General features: G+C 74.1%; 28 protein-coding genes. 8 read left to right on the top strand and 20 right to left on the bottom strand.

All coding sequences use genetic code 11. The features are described 5' to 3' along the window. Window positions 1–21: 21 nt before the first annotated feature. The gene (locus J2X49_RS05345) at window positions 22–870 is read right to left on the bottom strand and encodes an EamA family transporter (protein ID WP_310123421.1); all 849 of its coding nucleotides are present in this window, start codon (window positions 868–870) and stop codon (window positions 22–24) included. 39 nt (window positions 871–909) lie between these two features. Here J2X49_RS05345 and J2X49_RS05340 point away from each other — a divergent pair, with 39 nt between their 5' ends. Both J2X49_RS05340 and J2X49_RS05335 read left to right on the top strand, forming a co-directional pair. Beyond that, entirely contained in the window at window positions 910–1437 is a 528-nt protein-coding gene (locus tag J2X49_RS05340; protein ID WP_310123418.1) for a MarR family transcriptional regulator, read from the top strand. A 22-nt stretch (window positions 1438–1459) separates the two neighbouring features. Next, window positions 1460–2038: a MarR family transcriptional regulator gene (locus J2X49_RS05335; RefSeq protein ID WP_310123416.1), complete on the top strand. Its 579-nt coding sequence runs from the start codon at window positions 1460–1462 to the stop codon at window positions 2036–2038. Here the strand turns inward: J2X49_RS05335 and J2X49_RS05330 are convergent. Genes J2X49_RS05330 through idi form a run of 9 tightly spaced genes read right to left on the bottom strand, consistent with a single transcriptional unit; the run spans window position 2035 to window position 9534 of the window. Further along, window positions 2035–2454 carry a pyrimidine dimer DNA glycosylase/endonuclease V gene (locus J2X49_RS05330; protein ID WP_310123412.1) on the bottom strand — a complete coding sequence of 140 codons (420 nt, stop codon included), beginning with the start codon at window positions 2452–2454 and terminating at the stop codon, window positions 2035–2037. The two genes, J2X49_RS05335 and J2X49_RS05330, sit on opposite strands and share 4 nt — an antisense overlap. Then, on the bottom strand, window positions 2451–3932 hold the full coding sequence (locus tag J2X49_RS05325; RefSeq protein ID WP_310123408.1) for an SDR family oxidoreductase: 1482 nt from the start codon (window positions 3930–3932) through the stop codon (window positions 2451–2453). Before J2X49_RS05325 ends, J2X49_RS05330 begins: the two co-directional genes overlap by 4 nt. Then, the gene (locus tag J2X49_RS05320; protein ID WP_310123405.1) at window positions 3929–4819 is read right to left on the bottom strand and encodes a prenyltransferase; all 891 of its coding nucleotides are present in this window, start codon (window positions 4817–4819) and stop codon (window positions 3929–3931) included. The genes J2X49_RS05325 and J2X49_RS05320 overlap by 4 nt, the downstream gene beginning before the upstream one ends. Then, window positions 4812–5147 carry a lycopene cyclase domain-containing protein gene (locus tag J2X49_RS05315; RefSeq protein ID WP_310123403.1) on the bottom strand — a complete coding sequence of 112 codons (336 nt, stop codon included), beginning with the start codon at window positions 5145–5147 and terminating at the stop codon, window positions 4812–4814. The genes J2X49_RS05320 and J2X49_RS05315 overlap by 8 nt, the downstream gene beginning before the upstream one ends. Further along, window positions 5144–5473 (bottom strand): lycopene cyclase domain-containing protein, encoded by a 330-nt coding sequence (locus J2X49_RS05310; protein ID WP_246992722.1) that lies wholly within the window; start codon window positions 5471–5473, stop codon window positions 5144–5146. Before J2X49_RS05310 ends, J2X49_RS05315 begins: the two co-directional genes overlap by 4 nt. Next, window positions 5470–7062, bottom strand: coding sequence for a phytoene desaturase family protein (gene crtI, locus J2X49_RS05305; protein ID WP_310123401.1), 1593 nt, complete (start codon window positions 7060–7062; stop codon window positions 5470–5472). Before crtI ends, J2X49_RS05310 begins: the two co-directional genes overlap by 4 nt. Next, entirely contained in the window at window positions 7059–7973 is a 915-nt protein-coding gene (locus J2X49_RS05300) for a squalene/phytoene synthase family protein (RefSeq protein ID WP_310123399.1), read from the bottom strand. Before J2X49_RS05300 ends, crtI begins: the two co-directional genes overlap by 4 nt. Next, window positions 7970–8989 carry a polyprenyl synthetase family protein gene (locus J2X49_RS05295; RefSeq protein WP_310123396.1) on the bottom strand — a complete coding sequence of 340 codons (1020 nt, stop codon included), beginning with the start codon at window positions 8987–8989 and terminating at the stop codon, window positions 7970–7972. Before J2X49_RS05295 ends, J2X49_RS05300 begins: the two co-directional genes overlap by 4 nt. Next, window positions 8986–9534 carry an isopentenyl-diphosphate Delta-isomerase gene (idi, locus tag J2X49_RS05290; RefSeq protein ID WP_310123393.1) on the bottom strand — a complete coding sequence of 183 codons (549 nt, stop codon included), beginning with the start codon at window positions 9532–9534 and terminating at the stop codon, window positions 8986–8988. The genes J2X49_RS05295 and idi overlap by 4 nt, the downstream gene beginning before the upstream one ends. Window positions 9535–9595: 61 nt before the next feature. Here idi and J2X49_RS05285 point away from each other — a divergent pair, with 61 nt between their 5' ends. Then, entirely contained in the window at window positions 9596–10264 is a 669-nt protein-coding gene (locus tag J2X49_RS05285) for a MarR family transcriptional regulator (RefSeq protein WP_310123390.1), read from the top strand. Window positions 10265–10268: 4 nt separating this feature from the next. Here the strand turns inward: J2X49_RS05285 and J2X49_RS05280 are convergent, their stop codons facing one another. Further along, window positions 10269–11675: an ATP-dependent RecD-like DNA helicase gene (locus J2X49_RS05280; RefSeq protein ID WP_128189877.1), complete on the bottom strand. Its 1407-nt coding sequence runs from the start codon at window positions 11673–11675 to the stop codon at window positions 10269–10271. Window positions 11676–11850: 175 nt separating this feature from the next. Between J2X49_RS05280 and J2X49_RS05275 the strand changes: the two genes are divergently transcribed. After that, entirely contained in the window at window positions 11851–12657 is an 807-nt protein-coding gene (locus J2X49_RS05275) for a class II glutamine amidotransferase (RefSeq protein WP_310123386.1), read from the top strand. Between the two features lie 9 nt (window positions 12658–12666). On the opposite strand, the gene J2X49_RS05270 is transcribed toward J2X49_RS05275, so the two are convergent. From J2X49_RS05270 to J2X49_RS05255, 4 genes are all read right to left on the bottom strand, one after another. Next, window positions 12667–12885: a DUF3618 domain-containing protein gene (locus J2X49_RS05270; RefSeq protein WP_128189879.1), complete on the bottom strand. Its 219-nt coding sequence runs from the start codon at window positions 12883–12885 to the stop codon at window positions 12667–12669. Further along, the gene (locus tag J2X49_RS05265) at window positions 12882–13337 is read right to left on the bottom strand and encodes a phage holin family protein (RefSeq protein ID WP_146354721.1); all 456 of its coding nucleotides are present in this window, start codon (window positions 13335–13337) and stop codon (window positions 12882–12884) included. The genes J2X49_RS05270 and J2X49_RS05265 overlap by 4 nt, the downstream gene beginning before the upstream one ends. After that, the gene (locus J2X49_RS05260) at window positions 13337–13597 is read right to left on the bottom strand and encodes a hypothetical protein (protein WP_396130941.1); all 261 of its coding nucleotides are present in this window, start codon (window positions 13595–13597) and stop codon (window positions 13337–13339) included. Before J2X49_RS05260 ends, J2X49_RS05265 begins: the two co-directional genes overlap by 1 nt. A 116-nt stretch (window positions 13598–13713) precedes the next feature. Continuing rightward, entirely contained in the window at window positions 13714–15654 is a 1941-nt protein-coding gene (locus J2X49_RS05255; RefSeq protein ID WP_310123380.1) for a M13-type metalloendopeptidase, read from the bottom strand. Between the two features lie 136 nt (window positions 15655–15790). Between J2X49_RS05255 and J2X49_RS05250 the strand changes: the two genes are divergently transcribed. After that, complete coding sequence (locus tag J2X49_RS05250; protein WP_310123975.1) at window positions 15791–17101, top strand: MATE family efflux transporter; 1311 nt, start codon at window positions 15791–15793, stop codon at window positions 17099–17101. A 33-nt stretch (window positions 17102–17134) separates the two neighbouring features. Here J2X49_RS05250 and J2X49_RS05245 read toward each other — a convergent pair whose 3' ends face one another. Further along, the gene (locus J2X49_RS05245; RefSeq protein ID WP_310123378.1) at window positions 17135–18025 is read right to left on the bottom strand and encodes an NAD(P)H-binding protein; all 891 of its coding nucleotides are present in this window, start codon (window positions 18023–18025) and stop codon (window positions 17135–17137) included. Continuing rightward, on the bottom strand, window positions 18022–18471 hold the full coding sequence (locus tag J2X49_RS05240) for a nuclear transport factor 2 family protein (RefSeq protein ID WP_310123376.1): 450 nt from the start codon (window positions 18469–18471) through the stop codon (window positions 18022–18024). The genes J2X49_RS05245 and J2X49_RS05240 overlap by 4 nt, the downstream gene beginning before the upstream one ends. Window positions 18472–18541: 70 nt before the next feature. Between J2X49_RS05240 and J2X49_RS05235 the strand changes: the two genes are divergently transcribed. Continuing rightward, complete coding sequence (locus J2X49_RS05235; RefSeq protein ID WP_310123373.1) at window positions 18542–19183, top strand: helix-turn-helix domain-containing protein; 642 nt, start codon at window positions 18542–18544, stop codon at window positions 19181–19183. A gap of 13 nt (window positions 19184–19196) precedes the next feature. On the opposite strand, the gene J2X49_RS05230 is transcribed toward J2X49_RS05235, so the two are convergent. Next, window positions 19197–20834 carry an ABC transporter permease subunit gene (locus tag J2X49_RS05230; protein ID WP_310123371.1) on the bottom strand — a complete coding sequence of 546 codons (1638 nt, stop codon included), beginning with the start codon at window positions 20832–20834 and terminating at the stop codon, window positions 19197–19199. Between the two features lie 7 nt (window positions 20835–20841). Further along, a complete protein-coding gene (locus tag J2X49_RS05225) occupies window positions 20842–21882 on the bottom strand; it encodes an ABC transporter ATP-binding protein (protein WP_310123370.1) in 1041 nt (346 codons plus the stop codon). Window positions 21883–22049: 167 nt separating this feature from the next. On the opposite strand from J2X49_RS05225, the gene J2X49_RS05220 reads away from it, so the two are divergent. Together J2X49_RS05220 and nucS are read left to right on the top strand one after the other, a co-directional pair. Next, entirely contained in the window at window positions 22050–23237 is a 1188-nt protein-coding gene (locus J2X49_RS05220; RefSeq protein WP_310123368.1) for an MFS transporter, read from the top strand. Continuing rightward, window positions 23234–23929, top strand: a complete 696-nt coding sequence (gene nucS / locus J2X49_RS05215; RefSeq protein WP_128189886.1) for an endonuclease NucS — start codon at window positions 23234–23236, stop codon at window positions 23927–23929. Before J2X49_RS05220 ends, nucS begins: the two co-directional genes overlap by 4 nt. Before the next feature lie 6 nt (window positions 23930–23935). On the opposite strand, the gene J2X49_RS05210 is transcribed toward nucS, so the two are convergent. Beyond that, a complete protein-coding gene (locus J2X49_RS05210; protein WP_310123366.1) occupies window positions 23936–24790 on the bottom strand; it encodes a hypothetical protein in 855 nt (284 codons plus the stop codon). Window positions 24791–24794: the final 4 nt, after the last annotated feature.

The raw sequence follows: 24794 nt of genomic DNA, 5'->3' as shown, positions 1-24794 counted from the left end.
GCCGCGCCCCGAGCCGAGGACCTATCCGAGCAGGACACCCGCCAGCACTGCCGCGATGCCGAGCCACTGCAGCATCGAGAGCAGCTCACCGCCGGCCAGCATGCCCAGCAGCACACCGGTCACCGGATTCAGCAGTCCGAGCAGCCCCACCTGTCCGGCGTGCAGGCGCCGCAGCGCGCCGAACCAGCACACGAACGCCAGCGCGGTCGCGATCACAGACACGTACGCATACGCGACCACAGCCTCAGCATCGACGAGCGATGGCGCCCCTTCGAACGCCAGCGCGATGGGAAGCAGCAGCAGTCCACCGGCGGTCAGCTGCCACGCTGATGCCGTCACTGCATCGACGTGCCCGCTCCAGCGCTTGGCGAGCACCGAGCCGAGGGCGTACATGCCCATCGCGGTCAGCGATGAGATGACGCCCCAGCCGTCGATCGGACCGATGGAGGAGGCGAGCATGAGCACCACTCCGAGCACGCCGAGCGCGCCGCCGGCGAGGCGCCGCACGGTCGGCCGCTCGTTGAGCAGCGCCCACGCGAGCAGCATCATGACGAGGGGGGACAGGCTCATCAGCATCGCCGCGACGGCCGTAGGCAGCAACTTGGAGGCGAGGTAGACGAGCACGAAGAACGCCCCGCAGTTCAGGACCCCGAGCACGCCGGCACGCCACCACCACGCACCTCTCGGCAGTCGCCGACGAACTGCCAGGAGGAGCAGCCCCGCCGGCAAGGCCCGAAGCAGAGCCGCGGTGAGCGGCTCCTCCGGCGGAATCCAGTGGAGCGTGACGAAGTAGACCGAGCCCCAGGTGACCGGAGCGACGGCACCGAGCAGTCCCCATCGCCAGCCGCCGCGCGAGCCATTAGTTTCCACAGCAACTAGTTTAGTTTCCGGGGCAACTAGCATGCAAGCATGCACACCGATCACGTCACCCGTGTCCTGCAGCAGTGGAGGGTGGAGCGGCCGGATCTCGACGCGTCCCCCATCGGGATCGTCGGCCGTCTCAGCCGCCTCGCCCTCCTGATACGTCACGACCTGGTGACGGTCTACGACAGCTACGGACTCTCCGAGGGAGAGTTCGACATCCTGGCAACCATCCGTCGACAAGGTGCGCCGTTCGAGTGCAGTCACGGCACGCTCATCCGCGAGACCATGGTCACGAAGAGCGCGGTCTCGAAGCGCCTGGCTGCGCTCGCAGCACGAGGACTAGTGGCTCGCGCGGCAGCGCAGCACGACGGGCGCAGCCAGGTCGTGCAGCTGACGCCGGCCGGTCGCCGCCTGCTCGACCGGGCCTTCGAGGAGCACCTGGAGAACGAACGCCGGCTCTTGTCCGTCCTATCCGCCTCCGATCGCGACGCGCTCCAGCGCATCCTGGCGACCTGGATGGCGTCCTATGAGGACGGTGTCGCCACCGGCGATGATGAGCCAAGGCAACTATGAGCCGCGCCGGTAGAATTGCCCCATGGGACAGCGGGCCGCGGACGCCGACGCACGGGCGCTCATCGACCCGAGGCAACTCGACGCATCCGCCCGCCTCGTCGGCGAGCGCGGCCTGAGCGACCGCGAGGTCGAGGAGATCGTCGACCTGTTCCAGGCGCTGCGGCGGTGGCACCGCACCTCGGAGGAGCACAGCGAGGCGAGCCGCCGCTACATGAGGCTCGGCGAGAACGACATGCGCGCGATCCGCTTCATGATGGCCGTCGCGCGCGAGGGCCGGCCGGTCACGTCGACGATGATCGCGCAGCACCTGGGCATCTCGGGGCCGTCGGTGACGAAGATGCTCGACCGGCTCGAGCGAGCCGGGCACGTGCGGCGCGAGCCGCACCCGACCGACCGGCGCGCGCTGTCGGTGCGGGTGACGGATGCCACGCGCGCGACGGCGACCGCGACGGTCGGGCGCGACCACACGCGCCGCTTCGAGATCGCCGCGACGATGGCGAGCGACGAGCGCCGGGCCGCGACGAGGTTCCTCAGCGCGCTCGCCGACCTGCCGGTGATGGAGCACCCGCCGCTCGAGGCCGACGCCGGGCTCGAGCCCTAGGGCCGCTCCCACTCGGCGACGGGGCCGCGCTCGACCTCGAAGAGCGGATGCGGCACCGGGTGCCGCGCGAGCCGCAGGCGCTCCGGGCTGCGGGCGGCCATCTTGGCGCGCAGGTGCCGCCACTCGAACGCGAGCTGGCCGTCGGAGACGGTCATGCGCTGCGCGGGGCCGGGTGCGTCGATGCGGGAGCGGTCGAAGCGGTAGCCGCGCACCTCGGCCACCGCGGCGATGCCCGAGAGGTACGCGCCGATGCTCGCGACGGGGTCGGGCTGCTCCTGGAAGCGCTGCAGCTGCGGGTGGCGCGTGTAGCCGCTCGTGCGGCCGGCGAGCACCGCCTGCGCGAGCAGCGCCTCGCGCCAGCACGCGATGAGGCCCTGCCGGTCGAGGAGCCCGGGATGCAGCGACCAGAGCCTCATCGGGCCTCCGCCTCCGCCGCCGCGACGATGCGGTTGGCCATCACCTCGAAGATCACGTGGTGGGCCGGCACGAGCGACCACCAGTAGAGCCGGCCACCGAGGCCGCTCGGCAGGAAGATGGCGCGCTGGCGGTAGCGCGCACCGCTCCCGCCCGACTCGAGCTGCGCGGGCTCGACGGTGAACTCGATCCAGGCGCGCCCCGGCACGCGCATCTCGGCCCGCAGGCGCAGCAGCCGGCCGTGGTCGATGCGCTCGACGCGCCAGAAGTCGACGACGTCGCCGGCGCGCAGGCGCACCGGGTCGCGGCGGCCGCGACGCAGCCCCACGCCGCCGACCAGCCGGTCGGCGAGCCCGCGGATGCTCCACAGGAGCGGCACCGAGTACCAGCCGCGGTCGCCGCCGATCGACTCGACCACCCGCCACACCGCCTCGGGCGAGGCGCTCGTGACCCGCTCGCGCGCATCCTCCATCACCGTCGATCCCGACCACTTCGGGTCGCTCGGCAGCGGGTCGGAGGGGGCACCCGCCGACGACGCCGAGCGCCAGCTCGACTCGATGTCGCCCGAGCGCTCGCGGGCGAGCGCGAGTCGCACCGCACCGCGGTAGCCGGTGAGGCCGCCCTCGGGCGGCGGGATGACGCGATCGATGCGGTGCTCCTCGACGACGCAGTCGTGCAGGAGCGAGCCGATGAGCGGCATCGCGATCGCCCGCGGCACCGGCGTCACGAGGTTGACCCACTGCGAGGCGAGCCACGGCGTCAGCACCGGCAGCGGCGCGATCGGCCGCTGCGGCAGGCCCGCTTCGACCGCGTAGCCGTTCATCACCTGGCCGTAGCGCAGCACGTCGGGCCCGCCGATGTCGAACGCGCCGTGCACGTCGCCGGGCACCTCGGCCGCGGCGACGAGGTAGTGCAGCACGTCGCGGATCGCGATGGGCTGCACGAAGTTGCGCACCCACCGGGGCGCCGGCATGTAGGGCAGCACCTCGGTGAGGTGCCGGATCATCTCGAACGAGGCGGAGCCCGAGCCGATGACGATGCCCGCCTCGAGCACGATCGTCGGCACGCCGGAGGCCAGCAGCACCTCCCCGACGGCTACCCGGGAGGCGAGGTGCTTCGAGAGCCGCTCGCCCTCCGGGTGCAGACCGGAGAGGTAGACGATGCGCTGCACGCCCGCCGCCTTCGCCGCCGCGGCGACGTGCTGCGCCTGCACGAGCTCGGCCTGCGCCCAGTCGCCGCCCGCGCTCATGGCGTGCACGAGGTGGAAGACCACGTCGACGCCCTCGACCGCCCGCCGCACGTCGGCGAGCACCTCGAGGTCGCCCTGCACGATCTCGACGTCGCCCGCCCACGAGGCATCCCGCAGGCGCCCGGGGTCGCGGGCCAGCGCACGCACGTGGTGCCCGGCCTCCACGAGGCGCGGGGCGAGCCGGCCGCCGACGTAGCCGGTGGCGCCCGTGACGAGGATGCGGCGGCTCATCGCACGCCCATCGCCCAGGCGATGCACACCATCGTCACGAGGAAGCCGCACGCGTAGTTGACCCAGAGGAAGCGGCGCCAGCCGCGGTTGGCGGCGGCGCTGCCCTCGTCGGTGATGCTCCAGAAGGGCGCGGCGAGCGCGATGTACGGCACGGCGACGAGCGCCGCAGCCGAGGCGGGCCAGGGCGCGAGCAGCATGAGCGCGCCGGCGGCGGCCCACAGGCCGATCGCGAGGCGCACGGTCGCGCGGGCGCCGAGCACCGTCGCGATCGACGCGATGCCGCCCTCGCGGTCGGGCGCGACGTCCTGCACGGCCCCGAAGGCGTGGCTCGCCATGCCCCAGCAGAAGAACGCCACGAGGATCGCCCACAGCTGCGGCGTCCAGTCGGCGCCCGCGAGCACGAGGCCGTAGACGGCGGGGCTCACGAAGTGGGTGCTCGAGGTGATCGAGTCGAGCACCGGCACCTCCTTGAAGCGCAGCCCGCGCGCGGAGTAGGCGACGACCGCGAACAGGCTCACGGCGAGCACGGCCCACGAGCCAGGGCCGCCGAGCGCGACGAGCGCGACGACGAACGGCACGAGCAGCCCCACCGACCACAGCAGCGTCGCGCGGTGCGTCGACGGCGGCAGGAGCGCGCCCTCGACGCCGCCCTTGCGCGGGTTCTGGGCGTCGGAGGCGTAGTCGAAGACGTCGTTGATGCCGTACATCGCGAGGTTGTACGGCACGAGGAAGAAGAGCGTGCCGATGACGAGGCGCGCGTCGACCTGGCCGGTCGTGAGCAGCATCGCCGCGGCGAACGGGAACGCCGTGTTGATCCAGCTGACCGGGCGCGACGCGAGGAGCAGCCGGCGGGCGAGGCTCGGCTCGCCGATCACGACCTCACGCATCCGCCGCCTCCGCGCTCGGGCTCGTGGCGACGCCGCGGCCGCGCGAGGGCAGCAGCCGCCACAGCGCCGCCACGAGCAGCAGCGCGATGAGCGCGTAGCCGAGGTCCTCGATCGGCGCGAGCCCCAGGCGCACCCCCAGCAGCAGCGCGTCGTCGAAGCGGAACAGGTCGGCGGCGATCATGAGCGAGTCGAACACGACGGTGAGCGCCATGACGACGACGGACGCGATCGCGAGCGCCGCCCAGCCGCGCCGGTCGCGGCGGAACGCGACGATCGCGGCGACGACCGCAGCGAGCAGCAGCGGCGTGAGGAGCATCGCGTAGCTCATGCCGCGGCCTCCGCACGGCGGTCGAGGATGCGCTCGGCGCCCGCGAGCGCGACGAGCGAGACGTAGGCGAGGAAGACGATGAAGCCGAGCTCCTCGATCGGCAGGTGCGGCAGCACCTCGAGGCCCGTCATCCACGGCGAGGCGCCGAGCCGGAAGTTGCCGGTGGCGATGCCCGCGAGGTCGATGATGAGCAGCACCGCGGCGGTCGCGCCGACGGCGCCGAGCGCGCGCAGCGGGTCGCGGAAGAGCGCCAGCCGCCACCGGGCGTCGATGGCGCCGACGCCCAGGGTGGCCAGCAGCAGCCCCGCGAGGTAGGCGAGGCTCATGCCGGCTCCGCCTCCGCCCGGGTCTGCGTGGCGGCGCCCAGCGGCCGCAGCGGCCCGGTGGAGCGGTCGCCGCGCACGTGCTTGACGACGAGCTCGGCCGAGATGAGGCACATCGGCACGCCGATGCCGGGCACCGTCGTCGCGCCGGCGAGCAGGAGCCGCTCGACGCTCGGGTGCTTCGTCGAGCCGCGGAAGAAGGCGCTCTGCCGCAGCGTGTGCGCCGGCCCCAGCGCGGTGCCCTGCCATGAGTCGAAGTCGCGCGAGAAGTCGGCCGGGCCGATGGTGCGGCGCGTGACGACGCGCTCGGCGAGCCGGTCGATGCCGGCCCACTCGGCGATCTGGGCGATCGCGCGGTCGGCGATCGCCTCGACCGCGGGGTCGCCCGCGCCGTCGACGCCGCCCGCGCCGAGGCGCGTGTCGGCCGGCACCGGCACGAGCACGAAGAGCGCCTCGTGCCCGGCGGGCGCCACCGACGGGTCGGTCGCGGAGGTGCGGCTGACGTAGAGCGATGCCGGGTCGGTGACGCCGTCGGCCGGGTCGGCCGCGGGAGCGCCGAAGATGCGGCCGAAGCCGTCCTCCCAGTCGCGCGTGAACAGGAGCGAGTGGTGCGCGAGCTCGGGCAGCTCGCCCTCGACGCCGAGCATGACGAGCACCGCCGAGGGGCCCGCGACGCGCTTCGCCCAGCGCCGGCGGGCCCGCTCGGCGATGCCGGGCACGTGCGCGAGCAGCAGGGTGTCGGTCGCGTGGCCGTCGGCGGCGGAGACGACGAGGTCGGCCTCGATGCGCTCGCCGCCGGCGAGCTCGACGCCGTGGGCCGCGCCCCCGTCGACGAGGATGCGCTCGACGCGGGTGCCGGTGCGCACCTCGACGCCGGCCTCGCGCGCGAGCCGCGCGAGCGCATCCACCACCGCCGTGAACCCGCCCTGCGGGTACCAGACGCCCTCGACGAGGTCGAAGTGGCTCATCAGGTGGTACATCGACGGCGCCGACCTGGGCTCGGTGCCGAGGAAGACGGCCGGGTAGCCGAGCGTCTGCTGCAGGCGGCGGTCGCGGAAGCCGCGCGCGATGCGCGACTCGAGCGACTCGATGAGCAGCCGCGTGAGCGTGGGCAGCCGGCGCGCGAGCCCGAGCCCCGCGAACGCGCCGGGCGAGTCGAAGCGGTTGGAGAGCAGGCCCGCGGTGGCGAGCTCTGCCGTCTCGGTCGCCGAGGCGAGGTGGCGCCGCAGCGCGTCGCCGGCACCGGGCTCGACCGCCTCGAAGCGCGCGATCGTCGTCTCGAGGTCGCCCGAGACCTCGAGCTGCTCGTCCTCGCCCTCGAAGAGCACCCGGTAGGCGGGGTCGAGGCGCACGAGGTCGAGCTCGGCCTCGAGGCTCGAGCCGAGCAGCCGGAACGCGTGCTCGTAGGGCTCGCGCATGAGCATCCACGAGGGCCCGGTGTCGAACAGGAAGCCCCTGGAGCGCCACGTGCCGGCGCGGCCGCCGAGGGCCGGCCCCTGCTCGACGAGCGTGACCGCGTGGCCGTCGCGCGCGAGCAGGCCCGCGCTCGCGATGCCGGCGATGCCACCGCCGATGACGACGATGCGGCTCATCGGGCCAGCTCCGGGCGGGCTGCGCGCTCGCGCGCGGGCATGCTGCGCGAGAGCCCGGCGCCGACGGCGGCGCGCGCGATGATCGCAGCCTTCTCGGCGCGCGGCACGCTGATGCGGCGCGAGCGCAGCTTGGCGGCGGGGGTGGCGCGGATGCGCCGCGCGAGGGCGGCGAAGAGGTCGTGCGCCGCGAGCACGGCCGGGCGCGCCTCGCGGGGCAGGCTCGGGATGGTGGCTCGGGCGAGGCGCAGCTCGCCCTCGAGCCGGTCGAGCACGCGCGCGACGGCCTCGTCGGTCGGATGCGCCGGGTCGAGCCCGGGCAGGTAGGCGCGGCCGAGCGCGTCGGCGTCCGCCCCGAGGTCGCGCAGGAAGTTGACGACCTGGAAGGCGCTGCCGAGCGCGCGGGCTCCGCGCGCCACGCGGCGCGCCTCGGCGTCGGGCAGGCGACGGCCGCCGAGGAAGCAGCGCACGCACATGATGCCGACGACCTCGGCGGAGCCGTAGACGTAGCTGCGCAGCTCGCGCTCGTCGGCGAAGGCGACGGGGTCGAGGTCGCGGCGCATGGCGGCGAAGAACGGCTGCGTCTGGTCGGCGCTGATGCCGACGCGGCGCGCGGTCTCGGCGAAGGCGTGCACGACGAGGTCGGCGCTGAAGCCGGTCTGCATCGCCCGCTCGACCTCGCGCTCGAGCGCGTCGAGCACGTCGCGGCACGCGGCGGTGTCGAGGCCCGACTCGGCGCCCGGCCCGTCGACGATCTCGTCGGCGACCCGCACGAGCGCGTACACGGTCTGGATGTCGCCGCGCATCTGCGGCGGCAGCAGCCGGCTCGCCATGCCGAACGACGTGGAGTACGCCTCGATCACGGTGGCGCTCGCCCGCCGCGCGGTGGCGGTGTAGAGGTCGAGCCCGGTCATCGGCGGCGCTCCGCGCAGCGCTCGACGATGAGCTGCAGGTCGTCGCGCAGCCGCTGCTCGATGGGCGCCTCGACGAGCATCGCGCGCACCTCGTCGGCGCCCTCGGCGATGCGGCGCTCGACCTCGCCGAGCGCGCCGCTGCCGCGCATCACGGAGCGGATGCGCGCGGCGGCGCCCTCGTCGGCGTCGGGGTCGCCGTAGTGGCGCGAGACCGACGCCCACTGGGGCTCGCGGCTCGCGAGCGCCGACAGCATCGTGGGCGTGCCGGCGCGGATGTCGCTCAGCACGCTCTTGCCGGTCGTCGCCTCGTCGCCGAAGACGCCCAGCACGTCGTCGCGCAGCTGGTAGACCACGCCCATCCGCAGCCCGATCTCGCCGAGCGCCTCGATCGCGGCCTCGTCGCGGCCGCCGAGCACCGCGCCGAGCTCGAGCGGCGCGCGGAACGAGTAGTCGGCGGTCTTGCCGCGCAGGATGCGATCGATCGTCTCGTCGTCGGGGGTCGAGCCGGCCAGCAGCACGTCGTCGTGCTCGCCCTCGGCCGCGCGGATCATCGCGCGCTCGACGATGTCGACGAGCCGCACCCGCACCGCGGTCGGCACGTCGAGGCGGGCGAGCGCGGCGAGGGCGCGCACGAGGAGGGCGTCGCCCGCGACGATGGCCGTGGTGAGGCCGAGCCGCTGCGCGGCGGCGGGCGACAGCCCGGCCTCTGCGGCGGTGACCGCGGCGCGGCGGGAGACCGACGGCTGGCCGCGGCGCTCGTCGTCGTCGTCGATCACGTCGTCGTGCACGAGGAGGGCCGCGTGCAGCAGCTCGATCGCCGCCGCCGTCGCGACGACGGCCTCGCGGTCTGCGCCCTCCCCCGCCGCCACCAGCACGAGGCGGGGGCGCAGCAGCTTGCCGCCGCCGACGGCGCCGGCCGCGGCGGCCTGCACGGGGTGCGGACCGGTCGGCGCGGCGAGCCGCGCGAGCCGCTGCTCGACCTCGGCGAGCAGCGTGGGCGCGTCGATGGCGGTCACGAGGCACCTGCCAGCGCAGGCAGCTGCTCGGCCTGCAGCACGAGCCAGGGGCTGAACGCCCACGGGGTGGCGCGGATGGCGGTCAGCAGCCGCTCGGGCTCGACCCACTGCCACTCGGCGACCTCGGAGGGGTCGGGCTGCAGCGGGCCGGCGATGCGGCCGACGAAGACGGGGCACAGCTCGTGCTCGACGATGCCGCTCGCATCGACGGCTCGGTAGGAGAAGTCGGGCAGCACGAGCTCGAGCCCCTCGGCGGTCGTGCCGAGCTCGTGCTGGAGGCGGCGCTGCACGGCGGCCTCGAGGGGCTCCCCCGGTGCGGGGTGGCCGCAGCAGCTGTTCGTCCACACGCCCGGCCACGCGATCTTGCCGAGCGCCCGGCGCGTGACGAGCATCCGCCCGTCGGCGTCGAGCAGGTGGCACGAGAAGGCGAGGTGGCGAGGCGTCGCGTCGGTGTGCACCTCGGACTTCGGCGCGGAGCCGATCGGCCTCCCGGCGTCGTCGAGGAGCACCACCAGCTCCTCAGGCTGCTGCGCGTGTGAGGTCATGGATCGAGCGTAGCAAATAGTGAGCCTGTGCAACTATGAGTTTTTGCAATAGAATCCCCCCATGCTGCAACCGCCGATCGACGGCCCCGACGGGCGCGCGCTGCTCGATCCGCGACGCTACGACGCCTCCGCAGCGCTCGTCGGCGAGTTCGGGCTGACCGATGCCGACGTCGACGAGATCGTCGAGCTCTTCCACGCCCTGCGCCGCTGGCACAGCGCGTCGGAAGAGCACACCGAGGCCAGCAGGCGCCACATGAAGCTCGGCGAGAACGACATGCGCGCCATCCGCTACATCATGGCCGTCACGCGCGACGGCACCGTCGTCACCTCGACGATGATCGCCGAGCACCTCGGCATCACGGGCCCGTCGGTGACCAAGATGCTCGACCGGCTCGAGCGCGCCGGCCACATCCGCCGCGAGCCCCACCCCACCGACCGGCGCGCGCTCTCGATCGTGGTCACCCCGGAGTCGAGCCGATCGGCGACCGCCTCGGTCGGGCGCGACCACGCCCGTCGCTTCGCGATCGCCGCCGAGATGTCGAGCGAGGAGCGCCAGGCCGCCACCCGCTTCCTGCGCGCGCTCGCCGACCTGCCCGTGCTCGAGCACGACCGCGCGGCAGCGGGCGGCGACGCCGGCGGCGGCGGTGCCAGCGCCGGCGATGCCGGCTCCGGCGGCCGCGGGCGGCCGCGCTCCGAGTCGGCCGCCGCGAGCGACGCCGACGCCGACTAGCGCGCTAGAAGGGCGTCGGCGCGTCCGGCGCGAAGAGCGCCTCGATGCGATCGCGCCGGTCCTCCTGCGCGGCCGTCTCGGCCGGCGGGGCACCCGCCGCGGGGGCGTCGCGCAGATCCGCGCCCGATGCGCGCGCGGCATCCCGCTCCCGCACCTCGTGGATGAAGCGGCGAACGCGCTGGTCGACGATGATGTCGCGCGGCTGCAGCGGCCGGGAGAGGTAGAGGCCGTCGAGCGAGGTGAGCCGCGAGAGCGCCACGTACGTCTGGCCCGGCGCGAACGCCCGCTGGCCGAGGTCGACGACCGCCCGCTCGAAGGTCTTGCCCTGCGACTTGTGGATCGTCACCGCCCACGCGAGCCGCAGCGGGAACTGCGTGAACTCGGCCACGACATCCCGCTTGATCTCCTTCGTCGTCGGCGAGTACGAGTAGCGGTACTGCTCCCACACGGCCGGCTCGACCTCGTGCTGCTCGCCGTCGACCTCGACCCAGACCGTGCCGCCGATGTCGACCACGCGGCCGAGCGAGCCGTTGACCCAGCGCTGCTCGGCGTCGTTGCGCAGGAACATCACCTGCGCGCCGAGCTTGAGCTCGAGCTCGGCGTCGGCCGGGTACTGCCGCCCGCCGAAGTCGCCGGTGATCTCGGCGGTCGCCGTCTTGGGGCGGCCCGGCAGGCGCGCGAGCTCGCGCGCGTTGATGCGGTTGACGGTGTCGTTGCGGGTCGCGAGCGTCAGCACGTCGTCGCCGGGCGGCGTGCGGGCGCCCGCGTCGTTCAGCAGCTGCGCGATCTCGGCCGTCACGGTGCCGTGGCGCACCGCGTTGAGCGCCTGCTTGAACTCGAGGTCGGTCTGGCGGTGGATGTGCACGAGCTCGACGACCTGCAGGTCACACTCCTCGCGCCAGACCCGCGCGTCGAAGAACCACATCGACTCGTAGTGGTCGGCGAAGTAGGCGCGCTCCTCGGCATCGCCCGGCACCGGCGCGAGCTGGTACGGGTCGCCGAACATCACCACCTGCACGCCGCCGAACGGCACGGAGCGCACGCCGCGCGCCTGCCGCAGCGAGCGGTCGATCGCATCCATGAGGTCGGCGTTGACCATCGAGATCTCGTCGATCACGAGCACGTCGAGCTTGCCGAGCAGCCGCTTCAGCTCGGCGCTCTGCCGCAGCGGCGCGTCGGCGATCACCCCGAGCGGCAGCTTCAGCAGCGAGTGGATCGTCTGGCCGCCGACGTTGAGCGCCGCCACGCCCGTCGGCGCGCACACCACGATCTGCTTCGACGAGTGCTCGATCAGGTGGCGCAGCAGCGTCGACTTGCCCGTGCCCGCGCGGCCCGTGATGAACAGGTGCCCGTCGCCCCGCTCGATGCGCTCATGGATCGCCAGCTGCTCCGGGGTCAGCTCGACGGTCATCCCACCATCCTCCCGCACCCGCGCGAGGCTAGCGGCGAGCCGCACCCGCGCGCCGCGCCCGCCGCGACGGGTGTGGAACAGCGGCGCGCGACGCGCTGTTACCGACTGTGACGACGCACCCGGCATCTGCGGCCCGGATGCGAGAGGATGGACGGAACGGAAAGGGGATGCTCACATGTGCCGACTGCTCGCACACGCCTCCCCCACCCCTGTCACGACGCGCGAGGTCATCGGCGACGCGAGCTGCCACGAGTGGCAGCGGCTCGGGCGCCTGCACACCGACGGGTGGGGCACGGCCTGGCTCGACGGCGACGAGGTGCGCCGCTACCGCGACGCCGCCCGCGGCCTCGACAACCCCGACCTCACCGACGCGCTCGGCGACACCCCGTCCCGCGCGCGCCTGACGCACCTGCGCCTCGCGACCGAGGGCTTCGCGACGCGCGTGCAGAACACGCACCCGTTCCGCGTCGGCGACATCGTGCTCGCCCACAACGGCTCGGTCACGCCCTACGCGCAGCTGCGCGAGAAGGTGACGGATGCCGAGCTCGCCCGGGTGGGCGGCGAGACCGACACCGCGGTCGTCTTCGCCCTCATCCTGCGCCGGCACGAGGCGGGTGAGTCGCTCTTCGACGCGGTGACCGCGACCGTCTCCGAGCTGCGCGGGGAGTTCCCGACCTCGGCGCTCAACCTGCTGGTGCTCTCGCCCGACGAGCTCATCGCCGTGCACGCCAACGAGGGCGCGCCCATCCCCCACGAGCTGTTCGAGGAGTCGGGGCTCGGCGACGACCTGCCGGCCGGGCACGTCGACCACTACTACCAGCTGTCGTGGCGGCGCTCGGAGGACGGCTCGATCGCCGTGACCTCGAGCGGCCTCACGGGCGACGGCTGGAACCGCATGGCGCCCGAGACCGCGGTGCGCGTCGACCTCAGCACGCTGCAGGTCGAGCGGCGCGAGCTGCTGGGCGCGTCGCTCGCGGCGTAGAGCCGGCCGCTACCTGCGGCCGAAGATCGCGAGCGCGATGCCGCCCACGACGAGCACGGCCACGCCGGCGGCGGCGGCCATCCACGGCGTCGGGTCGTCGTTGTAGGAGTCCTGTGCCTTGCCGATGAGCCGGTTGGCGACCTTCTTCGGGTTGAGGCGGCTCTCGAGCTCGTCGAGGTGGCGGCGCACCTCCTCGCGCTGGCGATCGATGTCGCGCTGCTCGGTCATCGCAGGTCTCCGTTCGCGGTCGGCAGGTCGTCGAGCGGGTCGGTGCCCTCGGCGGCGTGACCGACGCCCTTCACCATGTTGACGTCGTCCTTGATGCTGTCGACGGCCTCGAGGTTGTTGAAGTCCTTGTTCTTCTTGATGAGCGAGAGCCCGGCGAGCGCGAGGATCAGCACCACCACGAGCAGGAACGCCGAGACGATGAGCGCCGACAGCCACGGGTCGAGCGCCTCGTTGAGGCCCTCGAACGCGGCGATGAGCAGCCAGCCGAAGAGGAAGATCGCGAAGAAGCCGGCGCCCGCGAGCAGCCCGGCGCCCACGCCGAGGCCCTTCGTCTTCGCGCCGATCTCGGCCTTCAGGTGCGCGATCTCGGCCTTCGCGAGGTCGACGATCAGCTTCGGCGTCTCGGCGACGAGCTCGCCGAGCGACTTGCGGCTCGGCCCTCCGAACGCCATCAGACGTCCTTCGGGATGTCGAGGTCGCGCGAGTGGCGGCGCTTGCCGACCTTGCCGACCTTGTCCATCGCGTCGCTCGCGGACTCCTTCGCCGACTCGACGAGCTTGGGGCCCTTGGTCTCGACGAAGTGCTGCACCTCGTGCCGCTGCTTCGCGACCGACGGCGAGTTCCACACCTTGTCGGCCGCGCTGGCGATCTGCTCGTACCGCTGACGCCCGGCCTTCGCACCGAGCACGTAGCCCGCACCGAAGCCGATCACGAGAAGCATTCTGCCGCGCATGTTCACTCCTGCCCTTGGGTCGCCAGCGTCGCTGGCCTGGTCCGTGCCCAACGATACCCAGCGCGCGCCCGTGCGCGCTCCCAGGTTCCGCCCGGTCACCAGATGGTGACGCGGGCCTCCGGGTCGAGCCAGAGCGCGTCGCCGGGGCGCACGTCGAAGGCCTCGACGAAGGCGTCGAGGTTCTTCACGACCTGGTTGGTGCGGTGCTCGTTCGGCGAGTGCGGGTCGATCGAGACGAGCCGCACCGCTTCCTCGGGCCGGATCTTCAGCTGCCAGGCGTTCGACCACGAGAGGAAGAAGCGCTGCGCGCCCGTCAGCCCGTCGATGACCGGCGGCTCCTCGCCGCCGAGCGAGGCGATGTAGGCCTTCCAGGCGATGCCGAGCCCGCCGAGGTCGCCGATGTTCTCGCCGATCGTGAGCGCGCCGTTCACCTTGTGGCCCGGCGCCGCGGCCGGCTCGAGCGCGTCGTACTGCGCGATGAGCGAGCCGGTGCGCTCCTCGAACGCCGCCCGGTCGTCGTCGGTCCACCAGTCGACGAGGCGGCCGTCGCCGTCGTACTTCGAGCCCTGGTCGTCGAAGCCGTGCCCGATCTCGTGCCCGATGACCGCGCCGATCGCGCCGAAGTTGGCCGCCGCATCCCGACCCGCGTCGAAGAAGGGCGGCTGCAGGATGGCGGCCGGGAAGACGATCTCGTTGAAGCCGGGGTTGTAGTACGCGTTCACCGTCTGCGGGTTCATGAACCACTCGTCGCGGTCGATCGGCTTGCCGATCTTCGCCAGCTCGCGGTCGTGCTCGAAGCGGGTCGCCGCCTGCACGTTCGTCACGAGGTCGTCGCCGATCTCGAGCGTCGAGTAGTCGCGCCACTGCACCGGGTAGCCGATCTTGGGCGTGAACTTCTCGAGCTTCTCGAGGGCGCGGGCGCGGGTCTGCTCGCTCATCCACGGCAGCTCGGCCATCGACGCGCGGTAGGCGTCCACGAGGTGCGCGATGAGGTCGTCCATCGCCGCCTTGGCCTCCGCCGGGAAGTGGCGCTCGACGTAGATGCGGCCGACCGCGTCGCCCAGCATGCTCTCGACGAGCGAGACGCCGCGCTTCCAGCGCTCGCGCTGCACCGTGGCGCCGGTGAGCGCGGTGCCGTAGAAGGCGAACTGGTCGCGCGAGACCTCGGTGGTGAGGTAGCTCGCGAACGAGCGCAGCACGCCCATGCGCAGCCACGACTTCCACTCCTCGAGGCGCTCCTCGACGAGCATCTCGGCGAGCCCCTCGAGGAAGCTCGGCTGCCGCACGACCGCCTCGTCGAAGGCGCCCTCGGGCGCGTGGATCGCACGCAGGTACGGCTGCAGCCGCGGGTGGTCGACGGCGGGCCGCTGGAGGTTGTAGGTCTTCTCGTCGTCGCGGGAGGCGACGCGGTCCCAGTGGTGCCCGGCGAGCTCGGTCTCGAGCGCGAACACGCACGCGGCCTCGGCGTCGGGGTGCTCGGCGCCCAGGTGGCCGAACATCGTCGTCAGGTGCGCGAGGTACGCCTCGCGGACCTCGGCGAACGCGTCGTCGCGGTAGTACGACTCGTCGGGCATGCCGAGGCCGCCCTGGTTCATCTGCACCAGGTAGCGGCTCGGGTCGCCCGGGTCGGTGTCGACCCAGATGCCGACGAAGCCCGGGCCGCCGATCGACTCGAGGTCGCCCAGCAGCGCGAGCATGCCGTCGATCGAGTCGACCGCGTCGATGCGGTCGATCAGCGGGCGGATCGGCTCGAGCCCCTTGGCATCGGCTGCCTCCTCGTCGAGGAAGGATGCGTAGAGGTCGCCGACCTTGCGGGCGTCGGTGCCCGGCTCGGCCGCCTGCATCTCGATGACGATCTCCTTGACCGCCTCCTCCGCCGCCTCCGCGAGCACCGCGAACGAGCCCCAGCGGGCCTTGTCGTCGGGGATCTCGGTGCGCTCGAGCCATCGCTCGTGCACGTGCAGGAACAGGTCGTCCTGGGGGCGGATGCGGTCGCTGAACTCTTCGACAGGCAGGCCGGAGGGCAGGGTCGTCATGGTGTCAGCCTATGCCGGGGCGCACCGCTCGGATGCCCACGCCGGCGCGGGTTCCGCGCGCGTCGCGGGTCCCGCGGGCGGGAGTCGCGCGCCCGCGGACGCGCGGGGCGCCCACCGGTAGCGTTGGCGGGTGCGGATGCGGGCGGATGCGCTGGATCGGGAGATCCTGCGGCTCGCCGTCCCGGCGCTCGGGGCCCTCATGGCCGAGCCCGCCTTCCTGCTCGTCGACACCGCCCTCGTCGGGCACCTCGGTGCCGAGCAGCTCGCCGGCGTCGGCATCGGCGTGGCCGTGCTCTCGACCGCCGTCGGCCTGCTCGTCTTCCTCGCCTACGGCACCACGCCGGCGGTCGCGCGCCTGCTCGGCGCCGGCGACCGGCCCGCCGCGATCCGCGCGGGCGTCGACGGCATCTGGCTCGCGATCGTCGCAGGCGCGGCGCTCCTGCTCGCCACCCCGCTCGCGCACCCCGTCGTCGCCCTCTTCGGCGCCGCATCCGCCGTCACCGAGCACGCCGCGGTGTACCTGGGCATCTCGATCCTCGGGCTGCCGGCGATGCTCATCGTCCTCGCGGCGACAGGCCTCATGCGCGGGCTGCAGGACACCCGCACGCCGCTCGTCGTCGCGACCGCCGGCTTCGCCGCGAACGCCGCGCTGAACGCGCTCCTCATCTACGGCCTCGACCTCGGCGTGGCCGGCAGCGCCCTCGGCACGGTGCTCGCGCAGTGGGGCATGGCCGCGTTCCTCCTGCGGTTCGCGGTGCGCGAGGCGCGCCGCGAGGGCGTGCCGCTGCGCCTGCACTGGGGCGACCTCGGCCGCACCGCGACCACCGGCGGCTGGCTCTTCGTGCGCACGCTGTCGCTGCGCGCGGCGCTGCTCGCGACCACGGCGGTCGCGACGCAGGCGGGCACCACGACGCTCGCCGCGACGCAGATCGCCTTCGCGCTCTTCTCGACCCTCGCCTTCGCGCTCGACGCGCTCGCGATCGCGGGGCAGGCGCTCCTCGGCAAGGCGCTCGGCGCGGGCGACGTCGCGCAGGCGCGAGCGGTGACCCGGCGCCTGCAGCGGTGGGGCGTGGGGTTCGGATGCCTCGTGGGCGCCGCGCTCCTGGCCGCGGCCTGGGTGCTCGGCGGCGCCTTCACCTCGGACGCGGCGGTGCTCGAGGCGCTGCCGGTCGCGCTCGTGCTGCTCGCGCTCGCGCAGCCGATCGCGGGCTTCGTCTTCGTGCTCGACGGCGTGCTGATCGGCGCGGGCGACGTGCGCTACCTCGCGTGGACGGGCGTGCTCAACCTCGCCGTCTACCTGCCGCTGCTGCTGCTCGCGCTCGTGCCCGGCTGGAGCGCGCTCGCGGTGATCTGGGCGGCGTTCTCGTTCGGGTACCTGGGCGCCCGTGCCGTGACGCTGGGGCTGCGGGCCCGCTCGGACGCGTGGATGCGCACGGGGCGCGCCTGACGCATCCGCTACCGCGGTCGACGACGCCGCGGCTCAGGTCGCGACGGGCCTCGGCGCCGGCGCCCAGCGCATCGTCTCCGGCGAGATGCGGTGCGGCTCGAGCCACGACGGCACGTCGGCATCGGCGCGGGGCGCAGGCTGCGGCACGTTCATCGCGATCCCCAGCGTGAAGCGCCTCGCGAGGTCGGGGCGGAGCGGCGCCAGGGCGCCGGCGATGGCCCGCACGAGCGGCACGGGCAGGTGCCGCGGTGCGCCGTGCCAGCCGTTGGCCGCCTGCACGAGCTCGGCGAGCCGGGAGGGGCTCAGCGCATCCGGGCCGCACACCTCGAGGATGCGGCCGCGGAGCGTCTCGTCCACTGCGGCGCGCGCGACGACCTCGGCGACGTCGCGGACGTCGACGAAGCGATGGAGGGCCGAGCCGGCACCGATGAGCCCCGGGCGGCCCGAGCGGCCGGCGGACAGGGTCAGGATCATGGCCCAGGTCTGCGCGAACGCGGCGGCGCGCACGATCGTCCACGGCACGCCGCTGTCCCGGACGATCTGCTCCGCGGCCCACTTCGTGCGCGCGAGCGGCTGCGCGGCGTCGGGCGCCGCCCCGACCGCCGAGACGAGCACGATCGCGCACCCGTGCCGGATCGCGGCGGCGACGACGGCCTTCGCGCCCAGGACGTCGACCGACTCCAGCCCGTCGCGCTCCCGGCTCTCCACGCCGTGGGACGCGACCACGATGCATGCGGCGCCTGCGGCGGCCGCGGCCAGCGCCTCCGGGTCGCGGACGTCGCCGTCGACGAGACCGACGCGGCCGTCGAGCGGGGGCTCCGCGGTCGAGGCGTGCCGCGCGAGCACGCGCACCTCGTGCCGAGGGACGAGCGCGTCGACGACGAGGCGGCCGAGGCGGCCGGTGCCGCCCACCAGGAGGATCATCGCCCCGGCTCCGAGACGAGGTCGAGCACTGCCGCGTCCGCGTCGAGCCCGTCGCGGACGACCGGCGCCAGGTAGAAGGTGCCCGCTGCGATGAGCCCTCCCGCGACGCGGAAGATCATCACCCCGCGCAGCGCCTGCTCGCGCCCGTCGGCCAGGCGCCCGCGGATCGCGATCTCCGTCCACACCGTCGAGCCGTCGGCGACCAGCCGGCGCTCCTCGAGCGCGAGGCCGTCCATCGAGGCGAGGAGGTGCGACCAGTTGCGCCGCACCTGCTCGCGGCCGCGGAAGCTCCGGTCGGGCCGGACCGGATCCTCGAGCGCGTAGTCGGGCGCGAAGTGCGCCACGATGCCCTCCAGGTCGTGGGCGCCGACCGCGCGGTGCAGGCTCCGCACGACATCCGCCGCCGAGGCCGTCGAGCCCATCGGGCCCGGATCCTCCTGTGCCATCGCTCCACCCTCCGTCACGCACGCTCCGAAGATTCGGTACAGTGCTGTGTATCTGATTCGGAGGATCCTCGTGGTGGAGCAGCCTGTCAAGAGGCGCTACGACGCGGCGCGTCGGCGGGACCGCGCCGAGGAGCGGCGGCGCGAGGTCGTCGAGGCGGCGCGCCGGCTCTTCGCCGCGCAGGGCTTCGCGCGGACGACGGTCGGTGCCGTGGCCGACGCCGCCGGCGTCTCCCCCGAGACCGTCTACAAGTCGTTTGGCGGCAAGGGCGGCCTCGTGCGCTCGATCTGGGAGGGCGCGCTCGCGGGAGGCGGACCCGAGCACGCCGAGCACCGGGCAGACGCGATCGCGGCCTCCGCGCCCGACGGGGAGGCGATCGTCGAGGGGTGGCTGCGGCTCGCGCTCGAGGTCGCACCGCGGGCGAGCGCCGTCCTCGCGCTCGTGCGCTCGGCCGCCGAGGTCGACGAGGAGGCCCGGGCGCTGCTCGACGAGATCGAGCGGGGGCGCTCCGCGCGGATGCTGCACAACGCCCGCGCCCTGGCGGACGGCGGCCACCTGCGGCCCGACCTGAGCGTCGAGGCGGCCAGGGACCTGCTGCTCGTCTTCTCGGGCGACATCTACGACCGGCTCGTGCTGCGCGCCGGCTGGGACGCCGAGGCCTACGTCGCGACGATGACGCGCATGATGTCGGCCGCGCTCCTGCGCCGGGCGTAGCCGCCCGACGCGCTCAGACCAGGGCGTCGCGGGCGCGGAAGCGCGCGGCGGCCGCGGCGAGCAGCGCTGCCGCGATCGCGAGCAGCCACCAGGAGCCCGTCCAGTCGGGGTCGTCGGCGAGCGGGTTCGCGAGCCAGTGGAAGGGGCTGAGGTTCTCGAGCCACTCCCACGCCTCGCCGAGCAGCGGCGCGAAGTCGCCGACCAGCAGCAGCCCGATGAGCAGCACCCAGCCGAGCCAGGCGACCGTCGACGGCAGGAACGCCACGAGGGCCGCGCCGACCGCGAGGTAGACCGCGACGAGCGGCAGGTGCGTGAGCGCGATCCGCCACAGCTGCTCCCAGCGCTCCTCGCCCCCGGCGGCGAGGGATGCGCCGGTCACGATCGTGAAGGCCGCCAGCACCGCGAGGGACGCGAGCGCGCCGAGCAGCAGGTGGCTGCCGAGCCACCCGGTGCGGCGCACGGTCGTCGCGAGCATGAGCTCGCCGTGCGCCTGCTCCTCGTGCCGCAGCCGCAGCACCGCCTGCATGCCCGCCGCGCTCGCCACCACGCCGATGACGCCCGCGAGCGCCGTGAGGAACAGGCCCTCGGTGTCGCCGCCGCCCTCGGCGCCGAGCGTCTCGACGATGCGGCCGAGCGCCGGGTTCTCGGCGAGCGCCTCCGAGATCACCGGCGCGAGGCGCCCGGCGATCGCGCCGATCACCGCGCCGACGACGAGCCACGCGAGCGACGCGGCGCGCTGCAGCCGGCCGGTGAGGCCGAGCGGCGCACCGCCGGGGTGCCAGCCGAGCAGCGCGGTGCCGGCGCCGCGGCCGCGGCGCTCCGCCAGCAGCGAGCGGCCGAGCTCGCGCCGCGCCTCGAGCGCCACCACGAGCGCGCCGAGCAGGAGCACGGCGGGCACGAAGAGCAGCAGCGGCGTGCCGTCGGGCTCCCACGGCTCGTCGGCGAAGGGATGCGCCTGCGCGCCCCAGCCGATCGGCGAGAGCCAGATCGGCCACGCCGACTCGACCCGGGTGAGGTCGGCGCTCGGCTCGCCGAGCGCATCCCCGATGCCGCGCACGAAGAACCACAGCCCCACGACGATCGACGCGGCGCCGTTCGCGGCGCGCGAGGTGGGGAAGACCTGTCCGGCGAGCAGCCCGACGAGCATCGCGACGACGCCGACGCCCGCGAGCGCCGCCGCCATGAGCGCCGAGCCCAGCGGGTCGAGCCCGAGCGCGAGCGAGGCCGCGAGCGTGACGCCGCACACGACCGCGAGCTCGATGGCTCCGGCGAGCAGCGTCGACACGAGCGGCGCCCAGCGGCCGACCGCCGTGCCGCGCACCAGCTCGGCGCGGCCGGCGTCCTCGTCGCCGCGCGAGTGGCGCACCGCGAAGAAGGTCATCATGAACGCGACCATCACGGCGAGGTAGGCGAAGGTCGAGACGAACATCACCGCGCCGAGGCCCGTGCCGGCGGGCGCGCCGCGCAGCAGCATGAGGCCCGGCTGCGCCGCCAGCAGCGCGACGAGCCCTCGGCGCGACTCCTCGTCGAAGGCGGCGCCGAGTCCGCCGAGCACGGCCGACCACATGCCGGCGACCGCGAGCACCCACAGCACGACGTGCAGCCGGTCGCGACGCAGCGCCGCGACGAGCAGCAGGCCGGTGCCGGTCATCGCCGGCTCACCTCGCGTGCCGGCCGTGGACGTCGTCGACGTCGGCCGACGACGGCGCGACCGCCGGCGCATCCGCCGCCTCCGGTCCATCCGCCTCAGGCGCGTCCACCAGGCCCGTCTCGTCGGCGTGCCGCTGGCCCTTCGCGCGCTCTGCCCGCGCCGAGTCGACGCGCGCCTCGTCGCCGTAGTGGCGCAGGAACAGCTCCTCGAGGCTCGGCGGCGTCAGCGTGACGGCCTGCGCCCCGCGGTCGCCGAGCCAGCGCAGCACCGCGGGCATGTGCTCGGCGGCGACGGAGGCGCGCACGTGCTCGCCCTCGACCGAGACGTCGGCGAGCGGCAGTCCCTCCGGCGCCGGGCCGCGGTAGGCGACGACGGTGTGGTGCAGGTGGCGCAGCTGCTCGAGCGTGCCGGCCTCGACGATGCGCCCGTCGCGGATGATCGAGACGGTCGAGCAGAGCCGCTCGACCTCGCTGAGGATGTGGCTCGACAGCAGCACCGTAGCGCCGCGGTCGGCGACGCGGCGGATCTCGGCCTGGAAGACGCTCTCCATCAGCGGGTCGAGCCCGCTCGTCGGCTCGTCGAGGATGTAGAGGTCGGCCTCGCTCGCGAACGCGGCGATGAGCGCGACCTTCTGCCGGTTGCCCTTCGAGTAGGTCTTCGAGCGGCGGCGCGGGTCGAGGTCGAACGCCTCGATGAGGCGGGCCCGGTCGGATGCGGGGGCCCGGTGGCCGCGCAGGCGCGTGATCGTGTCGATCGCCTCGCCGCCGGTGAGGCCTGGCCAGAGGGTCACGTCGCCGGGCACGTACGCCGCGCGGCGGTGGATCGCGACGGCGTCGCGCCACGGATCCATGCCGAACACGCGCGCCTCGCCGCCGGAGGCCCGCAGCATCCCGAGCAGCACCCGGATGGTGGTCGACTTGCCGGCGCCGTTGGGGCCGAGGAAGCCGTGCACCGCACCCTGCTCGACCGCGAGGTCGAGCCCGTCGAGCGCCTGCACGCGCCCGAACCGCTTGTCGAGACCGCTCGTCTCGATGACCCGATCCGCCATGGCGCTGACGCTACTCCTGCGCGGGCGCCGCACAACGCAAGCCGTTCCGCCCGATCGTGCGGCGGATCGGGGGCGGGCCGCCGAAGCGGTGCGGAACCGGCGCGCGGGGCTTGCGTTGTGCGGGCGGCCCGGCGCGGCCCGGCTCCCCGGCACGGCAGAATGGATCGGTGCACTCCCTCACCGCCTGGCGCAACGCCGTGTTCGCGACGTTCTTCGCGATGGGCCTCGGCTACGCCAGCTGGATGGCGCGCGTGCCCCACGTGCGCGACGTGCTCGACATCTCGACCGGCGAGATGGGCATGATCCTGCTCGGCATCTCCGTCGGCTCGGTCACGGGTCTGCTGCTGGCGAGCCACATCATCCACGCCGTGGGCACGCGGCTCGTGGTGTCGTTCGGCATGATCGCGGTCTCGAGCGGCCTCGCGCTCGCCGGATGGGCCGCCGACGCCGGGCAGGCGTGGCTCGTGATCGCCGGGTTCATCGTGGGCGGCAGCCTCACCGGCGTCACCGACGTGGCGATGAACATCTCGGGCGCCGCCAACGAGCGGCGGCTGGGGAAGCCCATCATGCCGCTCTTCCACGCCTCCTTCTCGTTCGGCACCGTCGCCGGCGCGGGTCTCGGCGGCCTCTGCGAGCTCCTCGGCATCGGGCTCGGCTGGCAGGCGACCTCGATCGCCGTGCTGACGATCGCGCTCGGCTTCGTCGTCCACCGGCACCTGCCCGCCGACACGGTCGAGGAGCACGAGGAGCCGGTGACGCTGCGCGAGCGGCTCGCGGTCTGGAAGGATCCGCGCACGCTGCTGCTGGGCCTGCTCGTGCTCGGCATGTCGCTCACCGAGGGCAGCGCCAACGACTGGCTCGCGCTCGTGATGGTCGACGGCCACGGCTTCTCGAAGGAGGGCGGCGCGTTCATGCTCGCGCTGTTCCTCACCGCCATGACCGGCGGCCGCCTGCTGGGCGTCGGCATGCTCGCGCGCTTCGGCCGCGTGCCGGTGCTGCGCGCGACCGCCGCGTGCGCCGCCGCGGGTCTCCTGCTCGTGATCTTCGCCGACGCCTCCTGGCTCGTCGTCGCCGGCGTGCTGCTGTGGGGCTTCGGCGCGAGCCTCGGCTTCCCGGTCGGCATGAGCGCCGCCGCCGACGAGCCGCGCATGGCCGCCGCGCGCGTCGGCACCGTCTCGGCGATCGGCTACATCGCCTTCCTCGCCGGCCCGCCGCTGCTGGGCCTGCTCGGCGACCTCGTGGGGCTGCGGAACGCCCTGCTCGCCGTGCTCGTCTTCGTGGTGCTCTCGCTCGTCACCAGCCACGTCGCGCGCGAGCGCGTCTCGCCCGCCACGCCGCAGGAGGTCGCCTCATGAGGCTCGTCGTCGCCCACTGCTCCGTCGACTACGCCGGGCGCCTGTCGGCGCACCTGCCGCTCGCGCCGCGCGTGCTCATGCTCAAGGCCGACGGCTCGATCCTCGTGCACTCCGACGGCGGCTCGTACAAGCCGCTCAACTGGATGAGCCCGCCCGCCGTGTTCAGCGCATCCGAGCCCGACGACGACCAGCGGGCCGCGGGCGTCACCGAGGTGTGGACGGTCACGCACCGCAAGACGGGCGACTCGCTCATCGTCTCGGTGCACGAGGTGCTCGCCGACTCGAGCCACGAGCTCGGCGTCGACCCGGGGCTCGTGAAGGACGGCGTCGAGGCGCACCTGCAGGTGCTGCTCGCCGAGCAGATCGAGCGCCTCGGCGACGGCTGGGAGCTGTGGCGGCGCGAGTACATGACGCCCATCGGCCCGGTCGACATCCTGGCGAAGGATGCGACGGGCACGACCGTGGCGGTCGAGATCAAGCGGCGGGGCGAGATCGACGGCGTCGAGCAGCTCACCCGCTACCTGGAGCTGCTGAACCGCGACCCGCGCATCGCGCCCGTGACGGGCGTGTTCGCCGCGCAGGAGATCAAGCCGCAGGCGCGCACGCTCGCCGAGGACCGCGGCATCCGCTGCGTCGTGCTCGACTACGACGACATGCGCGGCATCGACTCCGGGCACGCGCGGCTGTTCTGAGGCCGGTCAGTCGCCCCGCGGCGGCCAGCCCTCCTCCTCGGCGTCGGTGAAGTCGCTCGTGTCGAGCGACCGCGGGTCGATGCGCACGTCGAGCGGCAGCGGCACCTCGTCGTCGGCCGCCTCGCCCGGCGCCTCGCCGCCCGGCACCGCCTCGCCCGGCGCCGCGTCGTCGGCCGCGCCGCCGCTGAACGGTGGGATGCGCTCCTGCCACGCTGCGCTCCGGTCGGGCAGCGCGTCCTCGCGCGACGCGTACGGCTCGACGTGGTCGGGAGCGGGGGCGGATGCGGCGGGCAGGTCGTGCGCGCGGGCCGCGTAGGGCTCGACGCGGTCGGGCATCGCCGCACCGCCGACCGGCAGCGCGTCCTCGCGGGAGGCGTACGGCTCGACGTGGTCGGGCGTCGGCGTCGACGGCGGCGGCAGCTCGTCCTCGTGCGACGAGTAGGGCTGCACTCGGTCGCGCCACGTGCCGGGCGCCGAGGGCACCGCGCCGAAGTCCTCGTCGACGAACGGCGATGCGGCGTCGGCGCTGCCCGGCTGCGGGCCGGCGGCTCCCTGGGTCGGTGCCGGATCGGACATCGTGACCTCCCATCTCCCGCGCGGCGGGCTGCTGAAGCTGACGGCGAAGGGGTGCTCGGCGGGCGCGGCGGGCTCGGGGCGCGCGAGCGCGACGCCCTCGGCGTCGGCGCGGGTGCCGCAGATCGGGCACTGGAGCGCGGCCACGCGACCGGCGTCGTCGACGTCGACGACGCATCCGCCGATCACCACGTCACCGGCTTCGAGCACGTCGGGGATGGTGCCGTACCCCCACACGATCTCGCGCATGGGGGTGCCGCACTCGGGGCACGCCAACGTCGTCGCCATGCCG

This window comes from Agrococcus sp. BE272, assembly GCF_031457935.1.
GTDB lineage: Bacteria > Actinomycetota > Actinomycetes > Actinomycetales > Microbacteriaceae > Agrococcus > Agrococcus sediminis.
Note: the sequence above shows the minus strand (reverse complement) of the source record. Positions and strands in the feature narration are given on the sequence as shown.